Origin of the sequence: Pseudomonas sp. MPB26 (genome assembly GCF_046605355.1) — a bacterium.
Classification (GTDB): Bacteria; Pseudomonadota; Gammaproteobacteria; order Pseudomonadales; family Pseudomonadaceae; genus Aquipseudomonas; species Aquipseudomonas cedrina.
Genome location: NZ_CP176793.1, coordinates 475,436 through 497,327 on the forward strand (window position 1 = coordinate 475,436; position 21,892 = coordinate 497,327).

At 59.5% G+C, this 21,892-nt stretch carries 18 protein-coding genes; 11 read left to right on the forward strand and 7 right to left on the reverse strand.

Going from position 1 to position 21,892, the window contains the following annotated elements; translation table 11 throughout:
* Window positions 1-43 precede the first annotated feature (43 nt).
* Window positions 44-886 (reverse strand): pca regulon transcriptional regulator PcaR, encoded by an 843-nt coding sequence (gene pcaR, locus ACLH0H_RS02280; protein ID WP_076950100.1) that lies wholly within the window; start codon window positions 884-886, stop codon window positions 44-46.
* Window positions 887-1,437: 551 nt separating this feature from the next.
* Here pcaR and ACLH0H_RS02285 point away from each other — a divergent pair.
* Both ACLH0H_RS02285 and ACLH0H_RS02290 read left to right on the forward strand, forming a co-directional pair.
* Window positions 1,438-1,638 carry a hypothetical protein gene (locus ACLH0H_RS02285; protein WP_411380814.1) on the forward strand — a complete coding sequence of 67 codons (201 nt, stop codon included), beginning with the start codon at window positions 1,438-1,440 and terminating at the stop codon, window positions 1,636-1,638.
* A 313-nt stretch (window positions 1,639-1,951) separates the two neighbouring features.
* Window positions 1,952-3,427, forward strand: a complete 1,476-nt coding sequence (locus tag ACLH0H_RS02290; protein WP_076950098.1) for an inorganic phosphate transporter — start codon at window positions 1,952-1,954, stop codon at window positions 3,425-3,427.
* Window positions 3,428-3,704: 277 nt separating this feature from the next.
* Here ACLH0H_RS02290 and ccoM read toward each other — a convergent pair whose 3' ends face one another.
* From ccoM to ACLH0H_RS02305, 3 genes are all read right to left on the reverse strand, one after another.
* A complete protein-coding gene (gene ccoM / locus ACLH0H_RS02295) occupies window positions 3,705-3,821 on the reverse strand; it encodes a cytochrome c oxidase subunit CcoM (RefSeq protein WP_003172387.1) in 117 nt (38 codons plus the stop codon).
* 143 nt (window positions 3,822-3,964) lie between these two features.
* A complete protein-coding gene (locus ACLH0H_RS02300; protein ID WP_090219949.1) occupies window positions 3,965-4,126 on the reverse strand; it encodes a hypothetical protein in 162 nt (53 codons plus the stop codon).
* A gap of 102 nt (window positions 4,127-4,228) precedes the next feature.
* Window positions 4,229-4,570 (reverse strand): aspartate-semialdehyde dehydrogenase, encoded by a 342-nt coding sequence (locus tag ACLH0H_RS02305; RefSeq protein WP_411380815.1) that lies wholly within the window; start codon window positions 4,568-4,570, stop codon window positions 4,229-4,231.
* Between the two features lie 219 nt (window positions 4,571-4,789).
* On the opposite strand from ACLH0H_RS02305, the gene rapA reads away from it, so the two are divergent.
* The gene (gene rapA, locus ACLH0H_RS02310; RefSeq protein ID WP_411380816.1) at window positions 4,790-7,636 is read left to right on the forward strand and encodes an RNA polymerase-associated protein RapA; all 2,847 of its coding nucleotides are present in this window, start codon (window positions 4,790-4,792) and stop codon (window positions 7,634-7,636) included.
* Window positions 7,637-7,928: 292 nt separating this feature from the next.
* Here rapA and ACLH0H_RS02315 read toward each other — a convergent pair whose 3' ends face one another.
* Window positions 7,929-9,275 carry a spinster family MFS transporter gene (locus tag ACLH0H_RS02315; protein WP_076950093.1) on the reverse strand — a complete coding sequence of 449 codons (1,347 nt, stop codon included), beginning with the start codon at window positions 9,273-9,275 and terminating at the stop codon, window positions 7,929-7,931.
* 251 nt (window positions 9,276-9,526) lie between these two features.
* On the opposite strand from ACLH0H_RS02315, the gene ACLH0H_RS02320 reads away from it, so the two are divergent.
* The 3 genes from ACLH0H_RS02320 to ACLH0H_RS02330 all read left to right on the forward strand — a co-directional run bounded on the left by ACLH0H_RS02320 (window position 9,527) and on the right by ACLH0H_RS02330 (window position 14,666).
* Window positions 9,527-9,892: a YkgJ family cysteine cluster protein gene (locus ACLH0H_RS02320; RefSeq protein ID WP_411380817.1), complete on the forward strand. Its 366-nt coding sequence runs from the start codon at window positions 9,527-9,529 to the stop codon at window positions 9,890-9,892.
* 138 nt (window positions 9,893-10,030) lie between these two features.
* Window positions 10,031-12,283: a putative bifunctional diguanylate cyclase/phosphodiesterase gene (locus ACLH0H_RS02325; RefSeq protein WP_411380818.1), complete on the forward strand. Its 2,253-nt coding sequence runs from the start codon at window positions 10,031-10,033 to the stop codon at window positions 12,281-12,283.
* Between the two features lie 205 nt (window positions 12,284-12,488).
* Entirely contained in the window at window positions 12,489-14,666 is a 2,178-nt protein-coding gene (locus ACLH0H_RS02330) for a hypothetical protein (RefSeq protein WP_186691194.1), read from the forward strand.
* A 36-nt stretch (window positions 14,667-14,702) separates the two neighbouring features.
* Here ACLH0H_RS02330 and ACLH0H_RS02335 read toward each other — a convergent pair whose 3' ends face one another.
* A complete protein-coding gene (locus ACLH0H_RS02335) occupies window positions 14,703-15,794 on the reverse strand; it encodes a hypothetical protein (RefSeq protein WP_411380819.1) in 1,092 nt (363 codons plus the stop codon).
* A 250-nt stretch (window positions 15,795-16,044) separates the two neighbouring features.
* Window positions 16,045-16,356, reverse strand: a complete 312-nt coding sequence (locus ACLH0H_RS02340) for a DUF2288 domain-containing protein (RefSeq protein ID WP_411380820.1) — start codon at window positions 16,354-16,356, stop codon at window positions 16,045-16,047.
* A gap of 341 nt (window positions 16,357-16,697) precedes the next feature.
* Here ACLH0H_RS02340 and ACLH0H_RS02345 point away from each other — a divergent pair, with 341 nt between their 5' ends.
* The 5 genes from ACLH0H_RS02345 (at window position 16,698) to ACLH0H_RS02365 (ending at window position 21,694) form a co-directional block, all read left to right on the forward strand.
* Window positions 16,698-17,825 (forward strand): branched-chain amino acid ABC transporter substrate-binding protein, encoded by a 1,128-nt coding sequence (locus ACLH0H_RS02345; protein ID WP_411380821.1) that lies wholly within the window; start codon window positions 16,698-16,700, stop codon window positions 17,823-17,825.
* A 228-nt stretch (window positions 17,826-18,053) separates the two neighbouring features.
* Window positions 18,054-18,977 (forward strand): high-affinity branched-chain amino acid ABC transporter permease LivH, encoded by a 924-nt coding sequence (livH, locus tag ACLH0H_RS02350; protein ID WP_411380822.1) that lies wholly within the window; start codon window positions 18,054-18,056, stop codon window positions 18,975-18,977.
* Window positions 18,974-20,227 carry a high-affinity branched-chain amino acid ABC transporter permease LivM gene (locus ACLH0H_RS02355; protein ID WP_411380823.1) on the forward strand — a complete coding sequence of 418 codons (1,254 nt, stop codon included), beginning with the start codon at window positions 18,974-18,976 and terminating at the stop codon, window positions 20,225-20,227. Before livH ends, ACLH0H_RS02355 begins: the two co-directional genes overlap by 4 nt.
* Window positions 20,224-20,991: a high-affinity branched-chain amino acid ABC transporter ATP-binding protein LivG gene (gene livG / locus ACLH0H_RS02360; RefSeq protein WP_076950082.1), complete on the forward strand. Its 768-nt coding sequence runs from the start codon at window positions 20,224-20,226 to the stop codon at window positions 20,989-20,991. The genes ACLH0H_RS02355 and livG overlap by 4 nt, the downstream gene beginning before the upstream one ends.
* Window position 20,992: 1 nt before the next feature.
* Entirely contained in the window at window positions 20,993-21,694 is a 702-nt protein-coding gene (locus ACLH0H_RS02365; protein WP_017844798.1) for an ABC transporter ATP-binding protein, read from the forward strand.
* Window positions 21,695-21,892 lie beyond the last annotated feature (198 nt).

Below are 21,892 nucleotides of genomic sequence, written 5' to 3' on the forward strand. Positions count from 1 at the left end.
CCGTCAATTGATCAGACCAGGTTCTGTGCGGTCACCGAACAGCTTAGGCGAACAGTTGCGCACTCAGCTCGCGGCTGGCACTGAGCATGCTCGGCAGGAAGCGCTGCTCCAGTTCGCTGCGGCTGACCCGCGCGGCGTGGGTGCTGACGTTCAGCGCGGCCAGCACCTGGCCCGACGCGTCATACACCGGCACGGCAATGGAGCGCAGGCCTTGCTCGAGCTCCTGGTCGACGATGCACCAGCCCTGCCCGCGCACCTGTTGCAGGCATTCGAACAGCGCCTCGGGCGTCGTGAGGGTGCGGCTGGTCTTGGTTTGCAGGTCGGCGTGGTCGAGGTAATCCTGCAGCGAGGCATCATCCAGCGCCGCAAGCAAAATGCGGCCCATGGAGGTGCAATAGGCGGGTAGCCGCCCGCCCACCGACAGGTCCACGGAAATCAGGCGCTGGGTGGTGGCCGAACGGGCGATGTACAGGATGTCGTCGCCTTCGAGGGTGGCCATGTTGCACGCCTCATGGAGCTGCTCGCTCATGCGGTCCAGGTAAGGTTGGGCCGACACCGCCAGTGGCGTGGACGACAGATACGCATGACCAAGGGTCAGGACCTTGGGCAACAGCGAGTAGGTACGCCCGTCAGTGGTGGCATAGCCGAGTTTGATCAAGGTATGCAGGCAACGGCGCACGGCGGCGCGGGGGATTTCCGTACGATGGCTGATCTGGGCGATGGTGAGGTGGCGCTTGCGTTCCTGGAAGGCCTGCACCACAGCCAGGCCACGCGCCAGGGAGGTCATGAAGTCTGGATCACCGGTAAATGCCTGGATACGCTTGGCCGGGGAAGCGACGATCGGTGGCGCCACTGACGCGAAAGAGTTGCGCAATTGATCGTTCATGTCGGGATCCTTTTATCTTATTGTCAACCGCAGCGAAGCTTTGCATGCCATTACAAGGCGCGGCGGCCTGGCTACGCAAGGCGGAGCCGGCAACATCGTGCGATTATCGGACAATGACCCGATTATCGCAATTTTCGCTGCCAGCGCACGCTTGCCCCGCTCTGCAAAAATTATCGGATCGAATGAATGTCGCAAGTGTGTTGCATTTATGGCGCCATAACCTGCAATCATCTCCTGTGCATACGTAACGAAACGCTTACACAAGTTGACTGTTCTTAACTTTATGCTGATAGTGTTATTCAAATGCACCGCTATAATGCACTCTGTGCGCGGGTCCGCCTGGTATGACTATCGGAACCGGAGCTCGCCAGGTGGTGCACAAGCCGTGCATTGCCTACCGCAACTACTGCTTGGAATCACCGCACTTAATAAGTGGCTGCCCGTGCCTACTCCTAACTTGAACCTTTCCACTGTTCAACTTGGAACAGCCCGAGGGCGCATTCCGGCACAACGCTGCAACGTATTTACACTCAACTTCATTAGGTAACAATGTGACGAAAGATGAACTGCGCGCAGAACTTGAGCGCCAGGAGCAACGTTACAAGGACGTTTACGGCGGGGAAGTCACCACCTACGCCGCCCAGCCTGAACCTGAACGCAAGCCATGGCGCAAGCGAGCCAGCCTCCTGGACCAGGCATTTGCCCAGGAAATCCAGAAAATCGAACAGGAACTCAAAACCGAAGAGCTATAAACGGATCGGGATTGAATTTTAAGTTCGGCTCCGGCTGCTGGCGCATAGCTAGCATCCGGCCAGCTTCGCATCTCACAATCAGCGGTAAAATTTCATACAAATGTTTCAGGGGTGACATTTTTGTGACAATACCCGCCGCAAACAGCCTACGCTTTGTAAATCAAAGACTTGCCGAAGCCCCGGAAACCCTGGGATGCACCCCGATCCCGGTGTTTTTTTCCGGGAAGATTGTGACCGATGAGCAGCTAGTGCATCGATTACCGAGGTTTTCTGGCATAATCGCGCCCCCTTACGACCGGGTCAGAAAACCTTCATGATCGATTTATTCAGCGGACTGGATGCGTGGGTTCTAGTGAGCCTGTTGCTCGCCCTGGCCTTTGTCCTCGCCTTCGAGTTCATCAATGGCTTTCATGACACCGCTAACGCGGTGGCCACAGTCATCTATACCAAAGCCATGCCGCCGCACCTGGCCGTGTTCTTCTCGGGGGTGTTCAACTTCCTTGGCGTGTTGCTCGGTGGTGTCGGTGTCGCCTACGCCATCGTGCACTTGCTGCCGGTGGAGTTGCTGATCAATGTGAACACCGGCCATGGCCTGGCGATGGTGTTTTCTTTACTGGCAGCGGCGATCACCTGGAACCTGGGCACCTGGTACTTCGGTATCCCTGCCTCCAGTTCTCACACCTTGATCGGCTCGATCCTCGGTGTCGGCCTGGCCAACGCCTTGATCAACGACATCCCCCTGGCTGACGGTGTGAACTGGCAGAAAGCGGTGGATATCGGCGCCTCCCTGGTGTTCTCGCCAATGGCCGGCTTCCTGGTCGCAGCCCTGGTGCTGCTCGGCCTGAAGTGGTGGCGCCCGTTGTCGAAGATGCACAAGACCCCGGACCAGCGCCGCAAGCTCGACGACAAGAAACACCCGCCTTTCTGGAACCGCCTGGTGCTGGTGATTTCCGCCATGGCCGTGAGTTTCGTGCACGGCTCCAATGATGGCCAGAAAGGCATCGGCCTGATCATGCTGGTGCTGATCGGTATCGTGCCGGCACAGTTCGTACTCGACCTGGGCAGCACCACCTACCAGATCGAACGTACCCGCGACGCCACCTTGCATTTGAACCAGTTCTACCAGCGCAACCACGAGACTCTCGGGGAGTTCCTTTCCCTGGGCAAAAGCGTGAAAGACGACCTGCCGGGCAAGTTCCGCTGCAACCCGCAGCAGACCGAACCGACCATCAACGCACTGCTGGGCACCTTGAAAGGCGTCTCCGACTACCATTCGCTGACGGCCGATCATCGCATCGAAGTGCGTCGCTACCTGCTCTGCCTTGACGACACCGCGAAGAAAGTCGGCAAACTGCCAGGCTTGCCGGCCCGTGAGAAGTCCGACCTCGACAAGCTGCGCAAGGACCTGACCGCCACCACCGAATACGCACCGTTCTGGGTGATCCTCGCCGTCGCACTGGCCTTGGGCCTGGGCACCATGGTGGGCTGGAAGCGCGTGGTGCTGACCATCGGCGAGAAAATCGGCAAGCAAGGCATGACCTATGCCCAGGGCATGTCGGCGCAGATCACCACCGCCACCATGATTGGCTTTGCCAATATCTTCGCGTTGCCGGTGTCCACCACCCACGTCCTGTCCTCGGGTGTGGCCGGCACCATGGTCGCGAACAAAAGTGGCCTGCAAGGCGGCACCGTGAAGACCATCCTGATGGCCTGGGTGCTGACCCTGCCCGCCACCGTGGCCCTGTCGGCCGGGTTGTTCTGGCTGGCATCCATGGCACTCGGCAGCTGATAAGCCGACTGCAACAAAAAAAGGTGCGATCCGCGAGGGTCGCACCTTTTTGTTGCCTCTGGACTCTGCAGGTCTCAAACCAGACATAAATCAAAATGTGGGAGCGGGCTTGCTCGCGAATGCAGAGTGTCAGTCAATACATGTTTGGCTGACCCACTGCATTCGCGAGCAAGCCCGCTCCCACAAGGGTTCAGCGATGTTAATTAAATAACAGTCGAAAAAAAAGGCGACCGAAGTCGCCCAAAATGCCTTGCGTGCCCGTGCAACCTGGAAAAACCTAAGGTTTTTTACGCTTGTTCGCGTCTTTCCAGATAAAAATTCCAAACCCTACAAAAAACAACACCATGAGGCTTACAGTCAGCACCCCGGCAAACACCACATTATCGATGAACATGACCGGCCTCCTGCACTTGCCCTGTTGCGATAGGGCTAAGTTAATGGAGAAGGCGGATTGGAAAATTGACCGGGGTCAATGTCGCCCACGACAGGGCGTAAAGAAGGGCAATAACTGACCTGCATCAAGGGATGCAGGTTGTTTCAACGCTTTTTTGGCTTGTTCTTCGACTTCTTCTTCGCTTTGCCCAGCGGCATCGCCTGCTCAAACGCCTGGCGTACTTCATTCAGGCGCTTGTCATTGAGGTCATGCACGCGCTTGGCGCGTTCGGCATTCAGGTCGATCAGCTTGTCGTCTTCACTCATGGCTTGGCTTACGTCGTGGAGGAGATAACCCAATAATGCGGCCTGCTCCGTTCAACGGCAAATCAGCGAGCGACAAAAGGCAGGTGAGGGCGTTGTGTGCGACTAAACTTCGACATCTACCCACAAGCCCTGGCGCGGAGCGTCCTCGATCAAGGGGATAACCGGAACGGTATTGTCGGCATTGAGCATATCCCCCGGAATGGCCAGGTGCTGCTCCGGGTCTTCATCGGCTTCACGCCTGCGTTTCTGCTGTTCCTGCTGACGGCGCTGTTCCTCGCGCAACAAAAACGTAGAAGTCTCGGCATCGCCCTTTTTCAGGTCGATGGTGCTTTCGTTGGAGCCCGGCTGAACGGGCACCACCGGCGGGATATCCGGCTTCTGGCGCACCGGATCGAGTTGTGACGTGACCGGCACAACGCTGACGGGCAGCATGGGTGGCAGCATAGTGGTTATTCTCCTGATCAACAGGCTGTCGGCGGATGGCAGGGCGACTTGAGCGCAGGCTTGCCAAGCTGTGACCCAGTCGACACTCACAAGTGCCCGCCACCCGTCGATCCGGCGCTGGATACGCGCCCCAAAGGCAGTAGTTTTTGTCAGAGTCCTTGGGCGTGGGGCCTTGTTCCGTTAACATAGTCGGCTTTTTCACGGCGGGAGTCAGGCAGCATGGCGCAGCAGTATCAACCGGGGCAACGCTGGATTAGTGACAGCGAAGCGGAGCTGGGGTTAGGCACCGTTCTGGCACAGGACGGCCGCTTGTTGACCGTGCTCTATCCGGCCACTGGCGACACTCGCCAGTATGCGCTACGGAATGCGCCCCTCACCCGCGTGAGGTTTTCGCCGGGCGACAGCATCACCCATTTCGAAGGCTGGAAAATGACCGTGCAGGAAGTCGACGACGTCGACGGCCTGCTGGTTTACCACGGCCTCAATGGGCAGAACGAACAGGTCACCCTGCCAGAAACCCAACTCTCCAACTTCATCCAGTTCCGCCTGGCCAGCGACCGCCTGTTCGCCGGGCAGATCGACCCGCTGGCCTGGTTCTCGCTGCGCTACCACACTCTGGAGCACACCAGCCGCCAACTGCAGTCCGCGCTGTGGGGCCTGGGCGGCGTGCGTGCACAGCCCATCGCGCATCAATTGCATATTGCCCGCGAAGTCGCTGACCGTATCGCGCCGCGTGTACTGCTGGCCGACGAAGTGGGCCTGGGCAAGACCATCGAAGCCGGCCTGGTGATCCATCGCCAGCTGCTGTCGGGCCGCGCCAACCGCGTGCTGATCCTGGTTCCGGAAAACCTGCAGCACCAATGGCTGGTGGAAATGCGCCGCCGTTTCAACCTGCAGGTTGCGCTGTTCGACGAAGAACGTTTTATCGAGAGCGATGCCACCAACCCGTTCGAAGACACCCAGCTCGCCTTGGTTGCGCTGGAATGGCTGGTGGACGACGAGAAGGCCCAGGACGCGCTGTTTGCCGCGGGTTGGGACCTGTTGGTTGTCGACGAAGCCCACCATTTGGTGTGGCATGAAGACAAAGCCAGTGCGCAGTATTCGCTGGTCGAGCAACTGGCCGAAGTGATCCCGGGCGTGCTGCTGCTCACCGCCACCCCGGAACAGCTGGGCCAGGACAGCCACTTCGCACGTCTGCGCCTGCTGGACCCGAACCGCTTCCACGACCTGCAAGCCTTCCGCGCCGAAAGCGAGAACTATCGCCCGGTGGCCGAAGCCGTGCAGGAGCTGTTGGACAAAGGCCGCTTGTCGCCCGCCGCGCACAAGACTATCCAGGGTTTCCTCGGCAACGAAGGTGAAGCCCTGCTCACCGCTGTCAACGATGGCGATACCGAAGCCAGCGCACGCCTGGTCCGCGAGCTGCTCGACCGCCATGGCACCGGCCGCGTGCTGTTCCGCAATACCCGCGCCGCCGTGCAAGGCTTCCCCGAGCGCAAGCTGCACGCCTACCCGCTGCCGAACCCGGACGAATACCTGGAATTGCCGCTGGGCGAGCACGCCGAGCTGTATCCGGAAGTCAGCTTCCAGTCACAGCCGGATATCGAAGAAGAAAATCGCTGGTGGCGCTTCGACCCACGGGTCGAGTGGCTGATCGACCAGTTGAAGATGCTCAAACGCACCAAGGTGCTGGTGATCTGCGCCCACGCCGAAACCGCCATGGACCTGGAGGACGCCCTGCGCGTGCGCTCCGGTATTCCGGCCACGGTGTTCCACGAGGGCATGAACATCCTCGAGCGTGACCGCGCCGCCGCCTACTTCGCCGATGAAGAATTCGGCGCCCAGGTGCTGATCTGCTCGGAAATCGGCAGTGAAGGACGCAACTTCCAATTCTCTCACCACCTGGTGCTGTTCGACCTGCCGTCCCACCCCGATTTGCTGGAGCAGCGCATCGGCCGTCTGGACCGGATCGGCCAGAAACATGTGATCGAACTTCACGTGCCGTACCTGGAAACCAGCCCACAGGAGCGGCTGTTCCAGTGGTATCACGAAGCGCTGAACGCGTTCCTCAACACCTGCCCGACCGGCAACGCCTTGCAGCATCAGTTCGGCCCGCGCCTGCTGCCGTTGCTGGAAAACGCCGACGACGGCGAGTGGCAAGCCCTGATCGACGAGGCCCGCGCCGAGCGCGAGCGCCTGGAACAGGAACTGCACACCGGCCGTGACCGCCTGCTGGAACTCAATTCCGGCGGCGCCGGTGAAGGCGATGCATTGGTCGAGGATATCCTCGAGCAGGACGACCAGTTCGCCTTGCCGATCTACATGGAAACCCTGTTCGACGCGTTCGGCATCGACAGCGAAGACCATTCGGAAAACGCACTGATCCTCAAGCCTAGCGAAAAAATGCTCGACGCCAGCTTCCCTCTGGGCGACGACGAAGGTGTGACGATCACCTACGACCGTAACCAGGCGCTGTCGCGCGAAGACATGCAATTCATCACTTGGGAACACCCGATGGTGCAGGGCGGCATGGACCTGGTGCTGTCCGGCTCGATGGGCAACACCGCCGTGGCGCTGATCAAGAACAAGGCGCTCAAGCCCGGCACTGTATTGCTCGAACTGCTCTACGTCAGCGAAGTGGTTGCGCCGCGCTCGCTGCAATTGGGTCGCTACCTGCCGCCGGCCGCCCTGCGCTGCCTGCTGGATACCAATGGCAACGACCTGTCGGGCCGCGTGTCGTTCGAGACGTTGAACGACCAGTTGGAAAGCGTGCCACGGGCCAGCGCCAACAAGTTCATCCAGGCTCAGCGTGACCAACTGACGCCGCGGATCAACGCCGGCGAAGAAAAGATCACCCCGCGCCACGCCGAGCGCGTGGCCGAGGCCAAGCGTCGCCTGGCTGCGGATACCGACGAAGAACTGGCGCGCCTGACCGCGTTGCAAGCGGTCAACCCGACCGTGCGGGACAGCGAGCTGGTTGCCCTGCGCAACCAGCGCGAGCAAGGTTTGGCCATGCTGGATAAGGCCGCACTGCGACTGGAAGCGATCCGGGTGTTGGTGGCGGGTTGATCGCCGCCCTGCCCTGCTGAACAAGAAGGCCCGCGCAATGCGGGCCTTCTTTATAGACTCAAGGGCCTGATGACGGTCTAGGTATCTACACATATTTCAAAGGCTGAAAATCTCCCTGTAGTGAGCGGGCTTGTCGAATCGTCGCACCGCCCGCGCTGGGCTGCGAAGCGGCCCCAAACCAGGCGAATTGGGTTTATCGGAAACTTCGCGGTGTCTTTATTGGGGCGGCTTCGCCACCCAGCGCGGGACAAGCCCGCTCACTACATAGATGTGTAGATACCCATGCCCGGTCTCAAGCAGTGACCGCCTGCGCCGGCACCTCCACCGCCCCCAGCCCATCTTTCATCCGCTTGGCATCGCGCACAAAACTGCGCGAGGCCTGGAACAGGAACAGCATGGTGAGGAACAACGCCACCGGAATCAGATACATGGCGTCGTGCAGGCCCACCGCCTTGTAAGCCTCGGTCATCTGCTCGGCCCCTGCCGCGTACATCGCCGAGTGCGCAAAATGATCGGAAAGACCGCCCACGACAATCGGCCCCATCCCGCCGCCCAGCAAGTACAGCCCGGCAAAGAACAACGCCATTGCGGTCGCCCGCAAACGCGGTTCAACCACGTCCTGAATCGCCGTGTACACACAGGTATAGAAATTATAGGCAAACAACCACCCCACACTGAACAGCGCCACAAACACCCCGATCTCGATGCGCCCTGCGTGCAGCGCCCACCCCGTGGTCACGGTGGAAATGATCAGGCTGAACGCTGCAAACAACAGCCGGCCATTGGCGACACGCTGGTGGACCTTGTCGGCGATCCAGCCACCCAGGGTCAGGCCCACCAGGCCGGTCAGGCCGACGATCACCCCGGTGGCGACCGCAGCGTCCTGCAATGGCATCAGGAAGTAACGCTGCAACATCGGCACCAGGAACGAGTTGCAGGCATAGGTTGCAAAGTTGAAGCACAGCCCGGCCAGCACCAGCCACAGAAAGGTCGGCACCGCCAGCACGCGGCGAATCGGGCGGTCGACGCGTTCCTGGGAGACTTGCACGGTTTCCGCCGCGCCGCGCTTGGGCTCCTTGATGTAGAACATGAACACCGCGAGGATCATCCCCGGCACGGCGGCGATGAAAAACGGTGCGCGCCAGCTGTCGAACGCCTTGACCATCCAGCCGATGGTGAAGAACGCCAGCAACAGCCCCAACGGCAGGCCCAGCATGAAAATTCCCATGGCCCGCGCCCGGCGATGGGCGGGAAACAGGTCGCCAATCAGCGAGTTGGCGGCCGGCGCATAGCTGGCTTCGCCAATGCCGATGCCCATGCGCACCAGCAGGAACGTCCAGAAACTGCCGACCAGGCCGTTGACCGCCGTCAGCCCGCTCCAGGCGAACAGGCCCCAACCCATCAGTTTGCTGCGCGAACCGGTGTCGGCCAAACGCCCGAGCGGCAGGCCGGCAATGGCGTAGACGATGGTGAAGGCGGTGCCGATGATGCCGAGCTGGAAGTCGCTCAGGTGCCATTCCATGCGGATCGGCTCGATGATGATCGCCGGGATGGTACGGTCGAAGAAATTGAACAGATTGGCGAGAAACAACAGGAACAGAATGCGCCAGGCATTCGCCGCTTGGGTCGAGTTCTGCATGGGTCCGTCTCTTTTATTGTTATGAGAGCTGCGATGCCCGATGCATCCCGCCCGGTACCTGCAACATAGTCAGGCGCACGGCGCTTGTCTGTAATGATTCGTAAAGCTGATAGGGCATGATTTGACCCGGCGCTACGGCACTTTGCCTACAAAAATATAAGTACGCGCCCCCCTTCCCAACCGCCATGGCCCGGATAGAATGGCGAGCCTTCCCGTAGTCCCCCTACTTACCTTCCTAATCGATGACGCCCATGTCCGAAGCCAGTCCGTGTCTGAATTGCGGTGCCTGCTGTTCATACTTTCGTGTGTCTTTCTTCTGGGGTGAGTGCGCCTCGTCAGGGGGCACGGTACCCGACAACCTGGTCGTGCAGATCAACCCCACCCGCGTGGCCATGATCGGCACCGACCAGAAACCCGCACGCTGCTGCAGCCTTGAGGGTGAAGTGGGTCAAGCGACCCGTTGCACGATTTACGATGAACGCTCCAGTGTGTGCCGCGAGTTTGATTCGTCCTGGAGCCAAGGCGTGCAGAATGTCGACTGTGATGCCGCTCGCGCCGCCTTCGGCCTGGCACCCTTGGAAGCCCCTTTCGAGCTGGAACTGCCCATCAGCGCTTAGCACCAGACGCGATGCCAGGCATGCCAAAATAATTCAAAGCAAAGTGCCATTAGCGATGGCAAATTCCGCAAGGCTTCTATACTCGACCGCATAGGTCATCGCCTCTGGCAGTGACGTGACGCTATGACAGGGCATGCTATGGAATGGCTGGGTCTGCATTTTTTTACTGAGCTTCCAGAACACGGGCATTTATTACTCAATTGCAGTCATAACCCGTTCTTGGTGCTGTTGGCCTATCTGGTCGCGTGCGCGGCGGGCTTCGGTACGCTGGACATGGCTGAACGCGTCGGCCATGTCGAGGATCCCACCGCCCGGCGCAACTGGCGCTGGCTCGGCGCCGGTTGCCTGGCAGGCGGAATCTGGTCGACCCACTTCATCAGCATGCTGGCCTTCCAGGCGCCCATTGCGATCCACTACGAACTGATAATGACGTTCGCGTCCTTGCTGATCGCCCTGATCGCTTCGTTGTTCGCCATGCAAACCCTCAGTCATGCCAACCTGCGCTTGCACCAGTATTTGCTCGCGTCCCTATGGATGGGGATCGGCATCGCCTTGATGCACTACGTGGGGATGTCGGCCATGCGTTCCCAGGCCCATGTGTATTTTGAGCCAGGGCTGTTCATGGCTTCGGTGGGTATCGCCATAGGCTCAAGTCTGGCGGCGTTGTTACTGTCGAGCCACTTGCGCACTGGCACCGGCGTGTTTCACCAACTGCTCAAATATGCCGCCAGCCTCGTATTGGGCGCGGGCATTCTGAGCATGCATTTTACCGGCATGGCGGCGATGCAATTAATCGTCCCCACCGGAGCGGACCTGTCGTTGCCGACGGGCAATAACCCTATTCAACTGGGCCTGTCGGTGGCCGTCATCACCCTGCTGGTGATCGGCAGCAGCATCAGCGCCGCCTTGGCCGATAAGAAGCTGCAACACAAGGAGCGCGATTTGCGCCGGGTCAATGCCCTGCTCAGCGAACTCGACCAGGCTCGCGCCTCGCTGCAACAAGTGGCCCACTACGACGCCCTGACCAGCCTGCTCAATCGCAGGGGCTTCAACCAGATCTTTGCGGAGAAGCTCGCCGAGAAAACCGCCTCCCACGGCATGATGGCGGTGATCTTCCTTGATATCGACCACTTCAAACGCATCAACGACAGCCTCGGGCATGACGCCGGCGACCAGTTGCTCACGGTCCTGGCCGGGCATATCAAAGGCTCGGTGCGCAGCCACGCCGATGTAGTCGCGCGGTTTGGCGGCGATGAGTTCTGCATTTTGATCAGCATTCACCACCGCGACGAAGCCCGGCACCTGGCCCAGCGCATCATGCAACAGATGAAAGAACCCATCGAACTGGCCGGCCGGCGCATGGTGATGACCACCAGCATCGGCATCAGCCTGTTCCCCGATGATGGCCTGACCTGCGAGGAGTTGCTGAAAACCGCCGACCTGGCGCTTTACCAGTCCAAGGACATGGGGCGCAACAGCCTGAACTTCTTCAGCTCCAACCTGAAAACCCGCGCGTCCCTCGAATTGCAATTGGAAGAAGAACTGCGCGGAGCCCTGCGCGCCCGCAACCAACTGGTGCTGTTCTATCAGCCAATCTTCGACATGAAGCAAGGCAAGGTCACGCGGCTGGAGGCCTTGGTGCGCTGGCAACACCCACAGCACGGTCTGCTGGGACCGGATCGGTTTATCGGCATCGCTGAAAGCAACGGGCTGATCGCCGAGTTGGATCACTGGGTGCTGCGCCAGGCCTGCCATGACCTGAGCCTGCTGTCTGACCGTGGTTATACGGAACTGACCATGTCGGTGAACTGTTCGGCCCTGAACCTGGCCCGCGATGAGCTGGCGGACGAAATCGAAGATGCACTGCGCTTGAGCGGCATCGCCGCCACCCGTCTGGAACTGGAAGTCACTGAAAATGCACTGATGGGCAACATCAGCAGCACCCTGGCACTGCTGCGGCAAATCCGCGCGCTGGGGGTGTCGCTGGCTATCGACGACTTTGGCACCGGCTACTCGTCCCTCGCCTACCTCAAGCGCCTGCCGCTCAACACCTTGAAGATCGACCGCTCGTTTATCCAGGATATTCCCAAGTCGATTGCCGATATCGAGATCGTCCAGGCGATTATCGGCATGGCCCACACGCTGCACTTGCAAGTGGTTACCGAAGGCGTGGAAACCCAGGCGCAGTTCGAGCTGCTGCTCAAGCATGGCTGTGATTTCGTCCAGGGCTACCTGCTGAGCCCGGCGGTGGCGGCCAACGACATCATCGGCGTGATCCAGGGTATCAACCTGCGCCACCCACATGGCGGGGCGGCTGCCAAGGACGGCAGCCCGGCAAAAGAGCCTTCTGCAAGCCACAGCCCCAATTCAATCGTCAGGCCAATTCGCTGACGCCTAAACTTTGGCATTTCGCCATCATTTGCCTAAAGAACGCCGACGAACGGCCGATCCATCAGAGTCCGGCCAGGTTTTTCCCTGAACCCTTCAAGGGGTCAAGCCGCTCGTCCAGGACAAGGACGCACTGCAAAGTCGCGAACACCCATTGCGTGATGGCCCCTTGATTTCTTCAGCCATCCGCCCAGGCACATGGCGCACAATGACTTCTAAAAATAACTCTGCCACCGTGGTATCCGACGTGTTGCTCAAAGCTCCTGCGGACAAACCCTCAGGTTCAAAGTCATTGAGCACCGCCCGCCCGCTGGCCACCCAGCAATACCTGTACTTCACCGAAACCAATACCGACCGTATCCTCGACAACCTCGACGGCCTGCGCGACATGGTATTCCCGCGCCCACCCCATCTGGAAGGCGACAGCGATCCGCGTAGCGAGCAGGAATTCCCTTCGGTATGCCTGATCGGCCTGGGCCGTTGCGGCTCGAACATCGCACTGGACGTGGCGGAACTGGTGTACAACGCGCGCAAGTTCTACTTGAACGAATTCAGCAACGAAGACAAGTCGCAGGACAAGGGCTACAGCCCGGCCCAGTGGCTGCGCAACAACCTGCGCCTGGGCAGCGGCAAGGCGAGCAAACCGGTGTTCCTGGTGGAACCGCTGGTAATGCTGGGCGACCTGGACAAAGACATCGCCGGGCGCATCCGCTTCTCGCGCAAGGGCGAAAAAAGCGGCTTCCTGCGCGACTACAGCAAGATGAAAATCATGGACCTGTCGGAAGTCCATGCCGGCGGCGCCGGTAACGCGCCGATCCTGGGGCAGTACCTGGCCAAGATCATCCTCAACAAAGATACCCAGCGTTTTTCCAGCCCCGACTGGAAGATGATCCACTCGTACCTGATCGACTCCTGCGGCATCAAGGCCAACCAGTCGCGTCTGTACTTCTCGATCTTCAGCGCCGGCGGCGGTACCGGCTCGGGCATGGCCTCCGAATTCGGCTTGGCGCAGCAACATTCGTACATGAACAAGACGTTCGACACCAAGCCCGCCGACGAGCACGACAGCAAGAGCGGCCATGCCTTTGTGTTCGAGCCGATCTTCACCAGCGGCATCTGCGTGCTGCCGAATATTTCCGACCATCGCAGCGAAATGTCCGAAGCGCTGCACATCAACGCCGGGCGGCTGCTGTGCAAATACCTCTCGGAAGAATGGGATTTCTCATACAACTTCGACAATGAAGACAGCAGCGAAGCCAGTGTGAAGGGGCGTATCCGGCCGTGGAACGCGATGATGCTGATCTCCAACGACATCATGCGTTATGCCGAAGAAAGCGATGACGGCAACATCCAGAACATTGATGTCAATGCCATGGAAAAACACGCCAACCAATACATCTCCCAACAGATCTTCAACATCCTCACCGCCCAGGCGGTGACCACCGACTACGACCAGAACTACTTCCGGCGTGCCGGTATTGACATCGGCGAAACCATCCGCCTGGATGCCAACGACCTGTTCATGAGCCTGGCCGGCCCGGTGGCGATCGCCTACGCCGAGTCCGTGGTTCCCGAAACGCCGGCACCGTCCAGCGACAAATTCAAGGTGTTCGAAAAAGAGCCACAGCGTCTGAACATTGATGACCTGTTCTTCCGTTCCATCGACCTGCCGCACTTCAACAAGGTCACCCAGGCCATCGAAGGCATCAGCCTGCTGCCGATCGAGTCCAAGCGCTACAAGGCGTCCCTGGAGCAGTACAAGAACTCCGGCTACGACGCGGCGGCGCTGCATGACCTGCACTTTTTCAAGAACTGCTCGTCGGTGGTGTCCATCGTGTCCTTGCCCAAGGACTACAAGCTGTCCTATATGGACCTGAACCGGCTCAAGACTCACCTCAACAGCCTGTTCCCCAACACCACCCTCAAGCGCTACGCCCTGGTGATCGGCGCCTCGGCCAACCTGTCGCTGACCACCCTGATCGCGAAAAGCCCGTGCCTGTCGGATGACTTCCTCACCTTGATCGTGGCGTTTATCAAACGCTGCTTTGCGCGCAACCCGTACCGCTTCGACGACACGCTGGACAACTCGATCCTGGATTTCATCATCCACGAGGACTTCGACGAAGACCGCATCGACGAATTGCTCAACGAGTTCGAGAACCCGGCGAAGATCCTCGATACCAACTGGTACGCGATCAAGCCGATGTATGAGAAAAAGTACCGCGAGTTGATCAACGACAAAGACAAGTTTGTGTCGATCAATGACATTCGCCTGTCACGGGACTGCGTGAAGAAGGCGATCAAGTACCTGCGTGAGATTTACCGTCACCGCATCGGCAAGACCAAGGTTATCTCGCTGAACAACCATACCGGCAAGACCGGCTGAAGCCCTGCGACGGCGCCCTTCGGCGCCGTCGCTGCCTTATTGGGCTCGTCGTTGGTGCAGGTAGGCGACGATGGCCTGCTCATCGGTGGACTTTGCCGGCCGAGGCAGTTGCTTGGGCCACGCAGCCTCGTGCATACCGAAGAAATTTTTCTGCTCAGCCTCATCCCAACTGCGGATTTCACGCGAGGCCGATTCCCACCAGCCCTGTCGACACACGTCGTAATAAGGATTCTCAGGCGCCGCGCTGCCGTAGAGCAAGTCGCGGCCCACCCTCTTCAGATGTTTGCGCTGATTGCGCAGCTTCCATTTGATCAGCAGCCGTTGCCAGGCGCTGGGCATAGGCTTGACCTGGGGCACGTCGAGGCAACGCGCGACCAGTTCAGGCCCGAAGGTCTCGCCGTGAAGACCGAAAAAATGCGCCTGCATGGCGTGGAAAAAGCGCTTCTCGGCGTAATAGTGATAAACCCACTTGCTGGACTCGCGCACCGTCTTGCCACGCATCGCAAAGGAAATCGCGACTTGCTCAATGGTGTGGATATCGAACGAGCCCTCGGTCCACGCGTCGATCAGACTGATCGCGGTGTCGAGCAGCGCCGTATCCGTGTCACACACGCCGCACAAGCCACTGTTGTAGAGCTTGAAGCCGTTACTCGCAGACACGCCATGGGCATGCAGGTGCGTGCCCAGCTTGAGGTAATCCGGACGTTTGCAGACATAGCTCCAGTCGTACTCGAATTCGTCCATCACGTACTGGCCAGGCGCGATAAGTTCGAACACACGATGCGGGGACTTGAGGAACAGTGTGTCGGTATCGACAAACAGCGTCTTGTCCGCAAGCTTCAACCCTTCGGCGATCGCACAGGCCTTGCGCCGGTGGGTATAACCGTTGTCACCCTGCCATCGGGCCAGGGTCTGCTCGTCCAGCGCCAGGGTTTCCACCGGCCAGCCGGTGAAGTCCTGGGGCCGGTCAGTCATGACCCGGATGCACAGCGACTCACCCGGTTTGAGCTGCGCCAGGGCGGTGAGAATGCTGAACTTGGCTTCGCGCCGGTAAACTTCCTGTTTACCGTAGATAAGGTAAAGCAACTGGTGCGAGGGTTTCGCTGAGAGGGGCAGCGTTGACGGCATGACGAGCTCCGGATGACAGGCGGCGAACTCTACCGGATTCCAGCCCTTCCTACGCTGCGATCTGACAATTGCCGGCTTTTATTCACACCGAGAAACAATTCTCCCGCGCTTTGAGCGACGAGAAAACTGTTCCCATGACGTGCGCGTCACCCTCGGATGTGACCTTTCTTCACGGCAAGATGCCATCACCGCTGCAGCGGTTACTCCGCTACACACTTTTAAAGCGCAGCATCACGCACCATTTCAGTGCTTATGGCGCGAGCACTGCCCTTTCCTGGATCAGGATCCACGGCGAAACCACCACCGCCCACACGCTCGGATCGCGCTCAACCAGGTCCAGCGCCCGCGTGGCAGACACTTCGGCCAAGTTGCCCGAGGCCAGCCAGGCAGCGACTTTGTCACGGTTGTCTTCGGCCATTCCTTCGGCGGCCTCGATCAAATCCAGGCTGGCGTCGACCCACAATAGGGCACCCTTGGCAAAGAACGGCTCAAGCTCCTTCCAGGATATTTCGGCGGTTTCACCGAGCAGCTTGGCATAGAGGGTGCTAGGTTCTTGCGTCATGGGGGTTCACCTTGGGAAAAAATCGGCGCAATCATAACGTCGAGGCCGAGGTAGAAAAACCCAGTTGCAATTGAGTCATCGAGAGAAAGTGTCAGCAACGCCAAGGATTGCCTGGAACTCTGGCATCACCCCGCCGCAATTCTGTCTTTTTCTTTCATTTAAGCGACACACTCGGGTTTTGCCCCCAGCAGCCAGCTTTTCAAGCGATCAACCGGCGCTCTACACTGTACCGGTACAGTTGCCAGGGCACTGCCGGGGGGATATCCGGGATATCCGATCCGGTTCTGCAGCTCACAAGGCCGCTAGAACTATAAAAAATACAACAGTAAGAGTGGAGCACTATGAATAAGGCTACTAAGCAGATTTCCAAACTGTTTGCCGCTATGGTCCTGGCTGGGGTTGCCGGCCATTCGTTCGCCGCCGACACCATCAAGATCGGTATCGCCGGCCCTAAAACCGGCCCGGTGACGCAATACGGCGACATGCAATTCATGGGTGCCAAGCAAGCCATCGCCGACATCAACGCCAAGGGCGGCGTTGACGGCAAGATGCTTGAGGCCAAGGAATACGACGACGCCTGTGATCCTAAACAAGCCGTGGCCGTCGCCAACAAAGTGGTCAACGACGGCGTCAAGTTCGTGGTCGGTCACCTCTGCTCCAGCTCCACTCAGCCTGCGTCCGACATTTATGAAGACGAAGGCGTGATCATGATTACCCCGGCCGCCACCAGCCCGGAAATCACTGCCCGTGGCTACAAGCTGATCTTCCGCACCATCGGCCTGGACAGCGCCCAGGGCCCGGCAGCCGGCAACTACATCGCCGACCACGTGAAGCCGAAAATCGTTGCCGTCCTGCACGACAAGCAGCAATACGGTGAAGGCATCGCCAGCGCCGTGAAGAAAACCCTGGAAGAAAAAGGCACCAAGGTTGCCGTCTTCGAAGGCCTGAACGCCGGTGACAAGGACTTCTCCTCGATCATCCAGAAACTCAAGCAAGCCAATGTCGACTTCGTCTACTACGGCGGCTACCACCCTGAGCTGGGCCTGATCCTGCGCCAAGCCAAGGAAAAAGGCCTGAACGCCAAGTTCATGGGCCCAGAGGGCGTCGGCAACGACTCCATCTCGCAAATCGCCCAGGGCGCTTCCGAAGGCCTGCTGGTCACCCTGCCTAAATCCTTCGACACCGACCCTGCCAACAAGGCCATCGTCGAGGAGTTCGCCAAGAACAAGCAGGACCCGACCGGTCCGTTCGTATTCCCGGCCTACTCGGCCATTGAAGTGATCGCCGGTGGTATCAAAGCCGCCAAGAGCGAAGACACCGCCAAAGTGGCCGAAGCCATTCACGCGGGTACCTTCAAGACCCCAACCGGCGACCTGAGCTTCGACGCCAAAGGCGACCTGAAGGACTTCAAGTTCGTGGTCTACGAATGGCACTTCGGCAAACCTAAAACCGAAGTTTCCCCTCAGTAACCCCGCCTTAACGGGTCAACAAGCCCACTGTGAAAGCAGTGGGCTTTGTTTTACGAGGTTTATGGGCCTGTCACCCGCGATCCGGGCGCTGGCTCACCTGAAAATCTTAAAACCGTCACCAGCGGTTCGCTGGCCAACGCTTTGTGCAAATGTGCTCACAGAACACAGCCCAGAGCCGGAACATGACTCCACCAGTGAAATGCGTATCGGGTTTTTAGGAGCGCTGTAATGCCTGAGATCTATCATTTTTTCCAACAGCTGGTTAATGGCCTGACCATTGGCAGCACCTATGCCTTGATAGCCATTGGCTACACAATGGTTTACGGCATCATTGGAATGATCAACTTCGCCCATGGCGAGGTGTACATGATTGGTTCCTACGTGGCCTTTATCGCCCTTGCCGGGCTGGCCATGATGGGGATCCACTCCCTGCCGCTTTTGATGACCGCCGCGTTCCTTGCGTCAATCATCGTGACCAGTGCCTATGGTTACAGTATCGAGCGCGTTGCCTACCGTCCCTTGCGTGGCAGCAACCGCCTGATCCCGCTGATTTCCGCCATCGGCATGTCGATTTTCCTGCAGAACACCGTATTGCTGTCCCAGGACTCCAAGGATAAATCCATCCCCAACCTGATCCCGGGGAGTTTCTCCTTCGGCCCGGGTGGCGCGCAGGAAGTGCTGGTTTCCTATATGCAGATCCTGGTCTTCGTCGTCACCCTGGTGGCCATGCTGGGCCTGACCCTGTTCATCTCCCGATCCCGTCTGGGGCGCGCCTGCCGGGCTTGCGCCGAAGACATCAAGATGGCCAATCTGCTGGGCATCAACACCAACAACATCATCGCCCTGACCTTCGTGATCGGTGCCGCGCTGGCAGCCGTCGCGGCGGTACTGCTGAGCATGCAGTACGGCGTGATCAACCCCAACGCCGGTTTCCTGGTGGGCCTCAAGGCCTTTACCGCAGCGGTATTGGGCGGCATCGGCAGCATTCCGGGCGCGATGCTCGGCGGCTTGGTGCTGGGTGTGGCCGAGGCCTTTGGCGCCGATATCTTCGGCGACCAGTACAAGGACGTCGTGGCGTTCGGCCTGTTGGTTCTGGTGCTGTTGTTCCGTCCGACCGGCATCCTGGGCCGTCCGGAGGTTGAGAAAGTATGAGCAGATATCTTAAATCGGCGTTTTTCAGCGCCTTGCTGGTGTGGGCCGTGGCATTTCCGGTACTGGGCCTCAAGCTGAGCATTGTCGGCATCAATCTGGAAGTGCATGGCACCGGTCCCGTGACCCTGACCATCATCGCCTTGTGCTCGGTGCTGATGTTCCTGCGCGTGCTGTTCACCCAACAGGTTGGCGCACTGTTCAAGCGTAACCGTGGCCCGTTGGTGTCGCCCAAGGTCAGCCAATTCCTGACCCTGCCGCGCACCCAGCGCTACATCATCATCGGCTTGATTGTCGCGGCGTTGATCTGGCCGTTCTTCGGCTCGCGCGGCGCAGTCGATATCGCCACCCTGATCCTGATCTACGTGTTGCTGGGCCTTGGCCTGAACATTGTGGTCGGCCTCGCCGGCCTGCTCGACCTGGGTTATGTGGGCTTCTACGCCGTGGGTGCCTACACCTACGCGCTGCTCTCGCATTACCTGGGCTGGAGCTTCTGGATCTGCCTGCCACTGGCGGGCATGGCGGCTGCCACGTTCGGCTTCCTGCTGGGCTTCCCGGTGTTGCGCCTGCGCGGCGACTACCTGGCGATCGTGACCCTGGGCTTTGGTGAAATCATCCGCCTTTTCCTGCGTAACCTCACCGATATCACCGGCGGCCCCAACGGTATCAGCAGCATCCCCAAGCCGACGTTCTTCGGGCTGTCGTTCGACCGCACCGCCGCAGAGGGCATGCAGACCTTTCACGAGTACTTCGGGATTGCCTACAACCCGGTGAGCAAAGTGGTGTTCCTGTACCTGGTGGCGCTGTTGCTGGCACTGGCCGCACTGTTTGTGATCAACCGCCTGCTGCGCATGCCCATCGGCCGCGCGTGGGAAGCGTTGCGCGAAGATGAGATCGCCTGCCGCGCATTGGGCCTGAACCCGACCATCATCAAGCTCTCCGCCTTTACCCTGGGCGCTGCGTTCGCCGGTTTCGCCGGCAGCTTCTTCGCCGCGCGCCAAGGGCTGGTGACGCCGGAGTCATTCACCTTTATCGAGTCGGCGATCATCCTCGCCATCGTGGTACTGGGTGGCATGGGCTCGCAACTGGGCGTGATCCTGGCGGCGATCGTGATGATCCTGCTGCCGGAAATGATGCGCGAGTTCAGTGAATACCGCATGTTGATGTTCGGCGCTCTCATGGTGCTGATGATGATCTGGCGCCCTCAAGGCCTGCTGCCCATGCAACGTCCACACATGGAGCTGCGCAAATGAGCCGCGAGATCCTGAAAGTCGAAAACTTGAGCATGCGCTTCGGCGGCTTGCTGGCGGTCAATGGCGTGGCCCTGACCGTGAAAGAAAAACAGGTTGTGGCGTTGATCGGCCCCAACGGCGCCGGCAAGACCACGGTATTCAACTGCCTCACCGGCTTCTACAAGCCGAGCGGCGGCAGCATCCTGCTGGACGGACAGCCGATCCAGGGCCTGGCCGGTCACGAAATCGCCCGCAAGGGCGTGGTGCGCACCTTCCAGAACGTGCGGCTGTTCAAGGACATGACGGCGGTCGAGAACCTGTTGATCGCCCAGCACCGTCACTTGAACACCAACTTCTTCGCAGGCTTGTTCAAGACCCCGGCGTTTCGCAAAAGCGAGCGCGAGGCCATGGAGTACGCCGAGTACTGGCTGGACAAGGTCAACCTCACCGAGTTTGCCAACCGCCCGGCCGGCACCCTGGCCTATGGTCAGCAACGTCGCCTGGAAATCGCCCGTTGCATGATGACCCGCCCGCGCATCCTTATGCTCGACGAACCTGCCGCCGGCCTGAACCCCAGGGAAACCGAAGACCTCAAGGCGCTGATCAGCGTGCTGCGCGAGGAAAACAACGCCACCGTGCTGCTGATCGAACACGACATGAAACTGGTCATGAGCATTTCCGACCATATCGTCGTGATCAACCAGGGCACGCCTCTGGCCAATGGGAGTCCGGAGCAGATCCGTGACAATCCTGAAGTGATCAAAGCCTATCTGGGGGAAGCGTAAAATGCTGCAATTCGAAAACGTTTCCACTTTCTACGGCAAGATCCAGGCCCTGCACAGCGTCAATGTGGAGGTTCGCCAGGGTGAGATCGTCACGCTGATCGGCGCCAACGGCGCCGGCAAGTCGACCTTGTTGATGACCCTGTGCGGTTCGCCCCAGGCCCACAGCGGCAGCATCCGCTACATGGGTGAAGAACTGGTGGGCCAGCAGTCGTCGCACATCATGCGCAAAAGCATCGCGGTAGTGCCGGAAGGCCGTCGCGTGTTTTCGCGCCTGACCGTGGAAGAGAACCTGGCCATGGGCGGGTTCTTTACCGACAAGGGCGACTATCAGGAGCAGATGGACAAGGTGCTGCACCTGTTCCCCCGCCTCAAGGAACGCTTCAGCCAACGCGGCGGCACCATGTCGGGCGGCGAACAGCAAATGCTCGCCATCGGCCGCGCATTGATGAGCAAGCCCAAGCTGTTGCTGTTGGACGAACCGTCCCTGGGCCTGGCACCGATCATCATCCAGCAGATCTTCGACATCATCGAACAGCTGCGCAAGGACGGTGTGACGGTGTTCCTGGTGGAGCAGAACGCCAACCAGGCGCTGAAGATTGCCGACCGCGCCTATGTGCTGGAAAACGGCCGGGTGGTCATGCAGGGCACTGGCGAGCAGTTGCTGACGGATCCGAAGGTGCGTGAGGCTTACCTGGGCGGTTGAGAGAAATTTGCTGTAGGAACCGGCCTAAACATGTGGGAGCTGGCTTGCCTGCGATACAGGCACCTCGATTTTTCAGTAACACCGAGGTGATGCTATCGCAGGCAAGCCAGCTCCCACATCTGTTGTGTGTGAACTGATAATTGGTGAAACCCGAAGTTATTTTCGGCAGACGTGTAACGAAGTTCACCCCAACGCCTC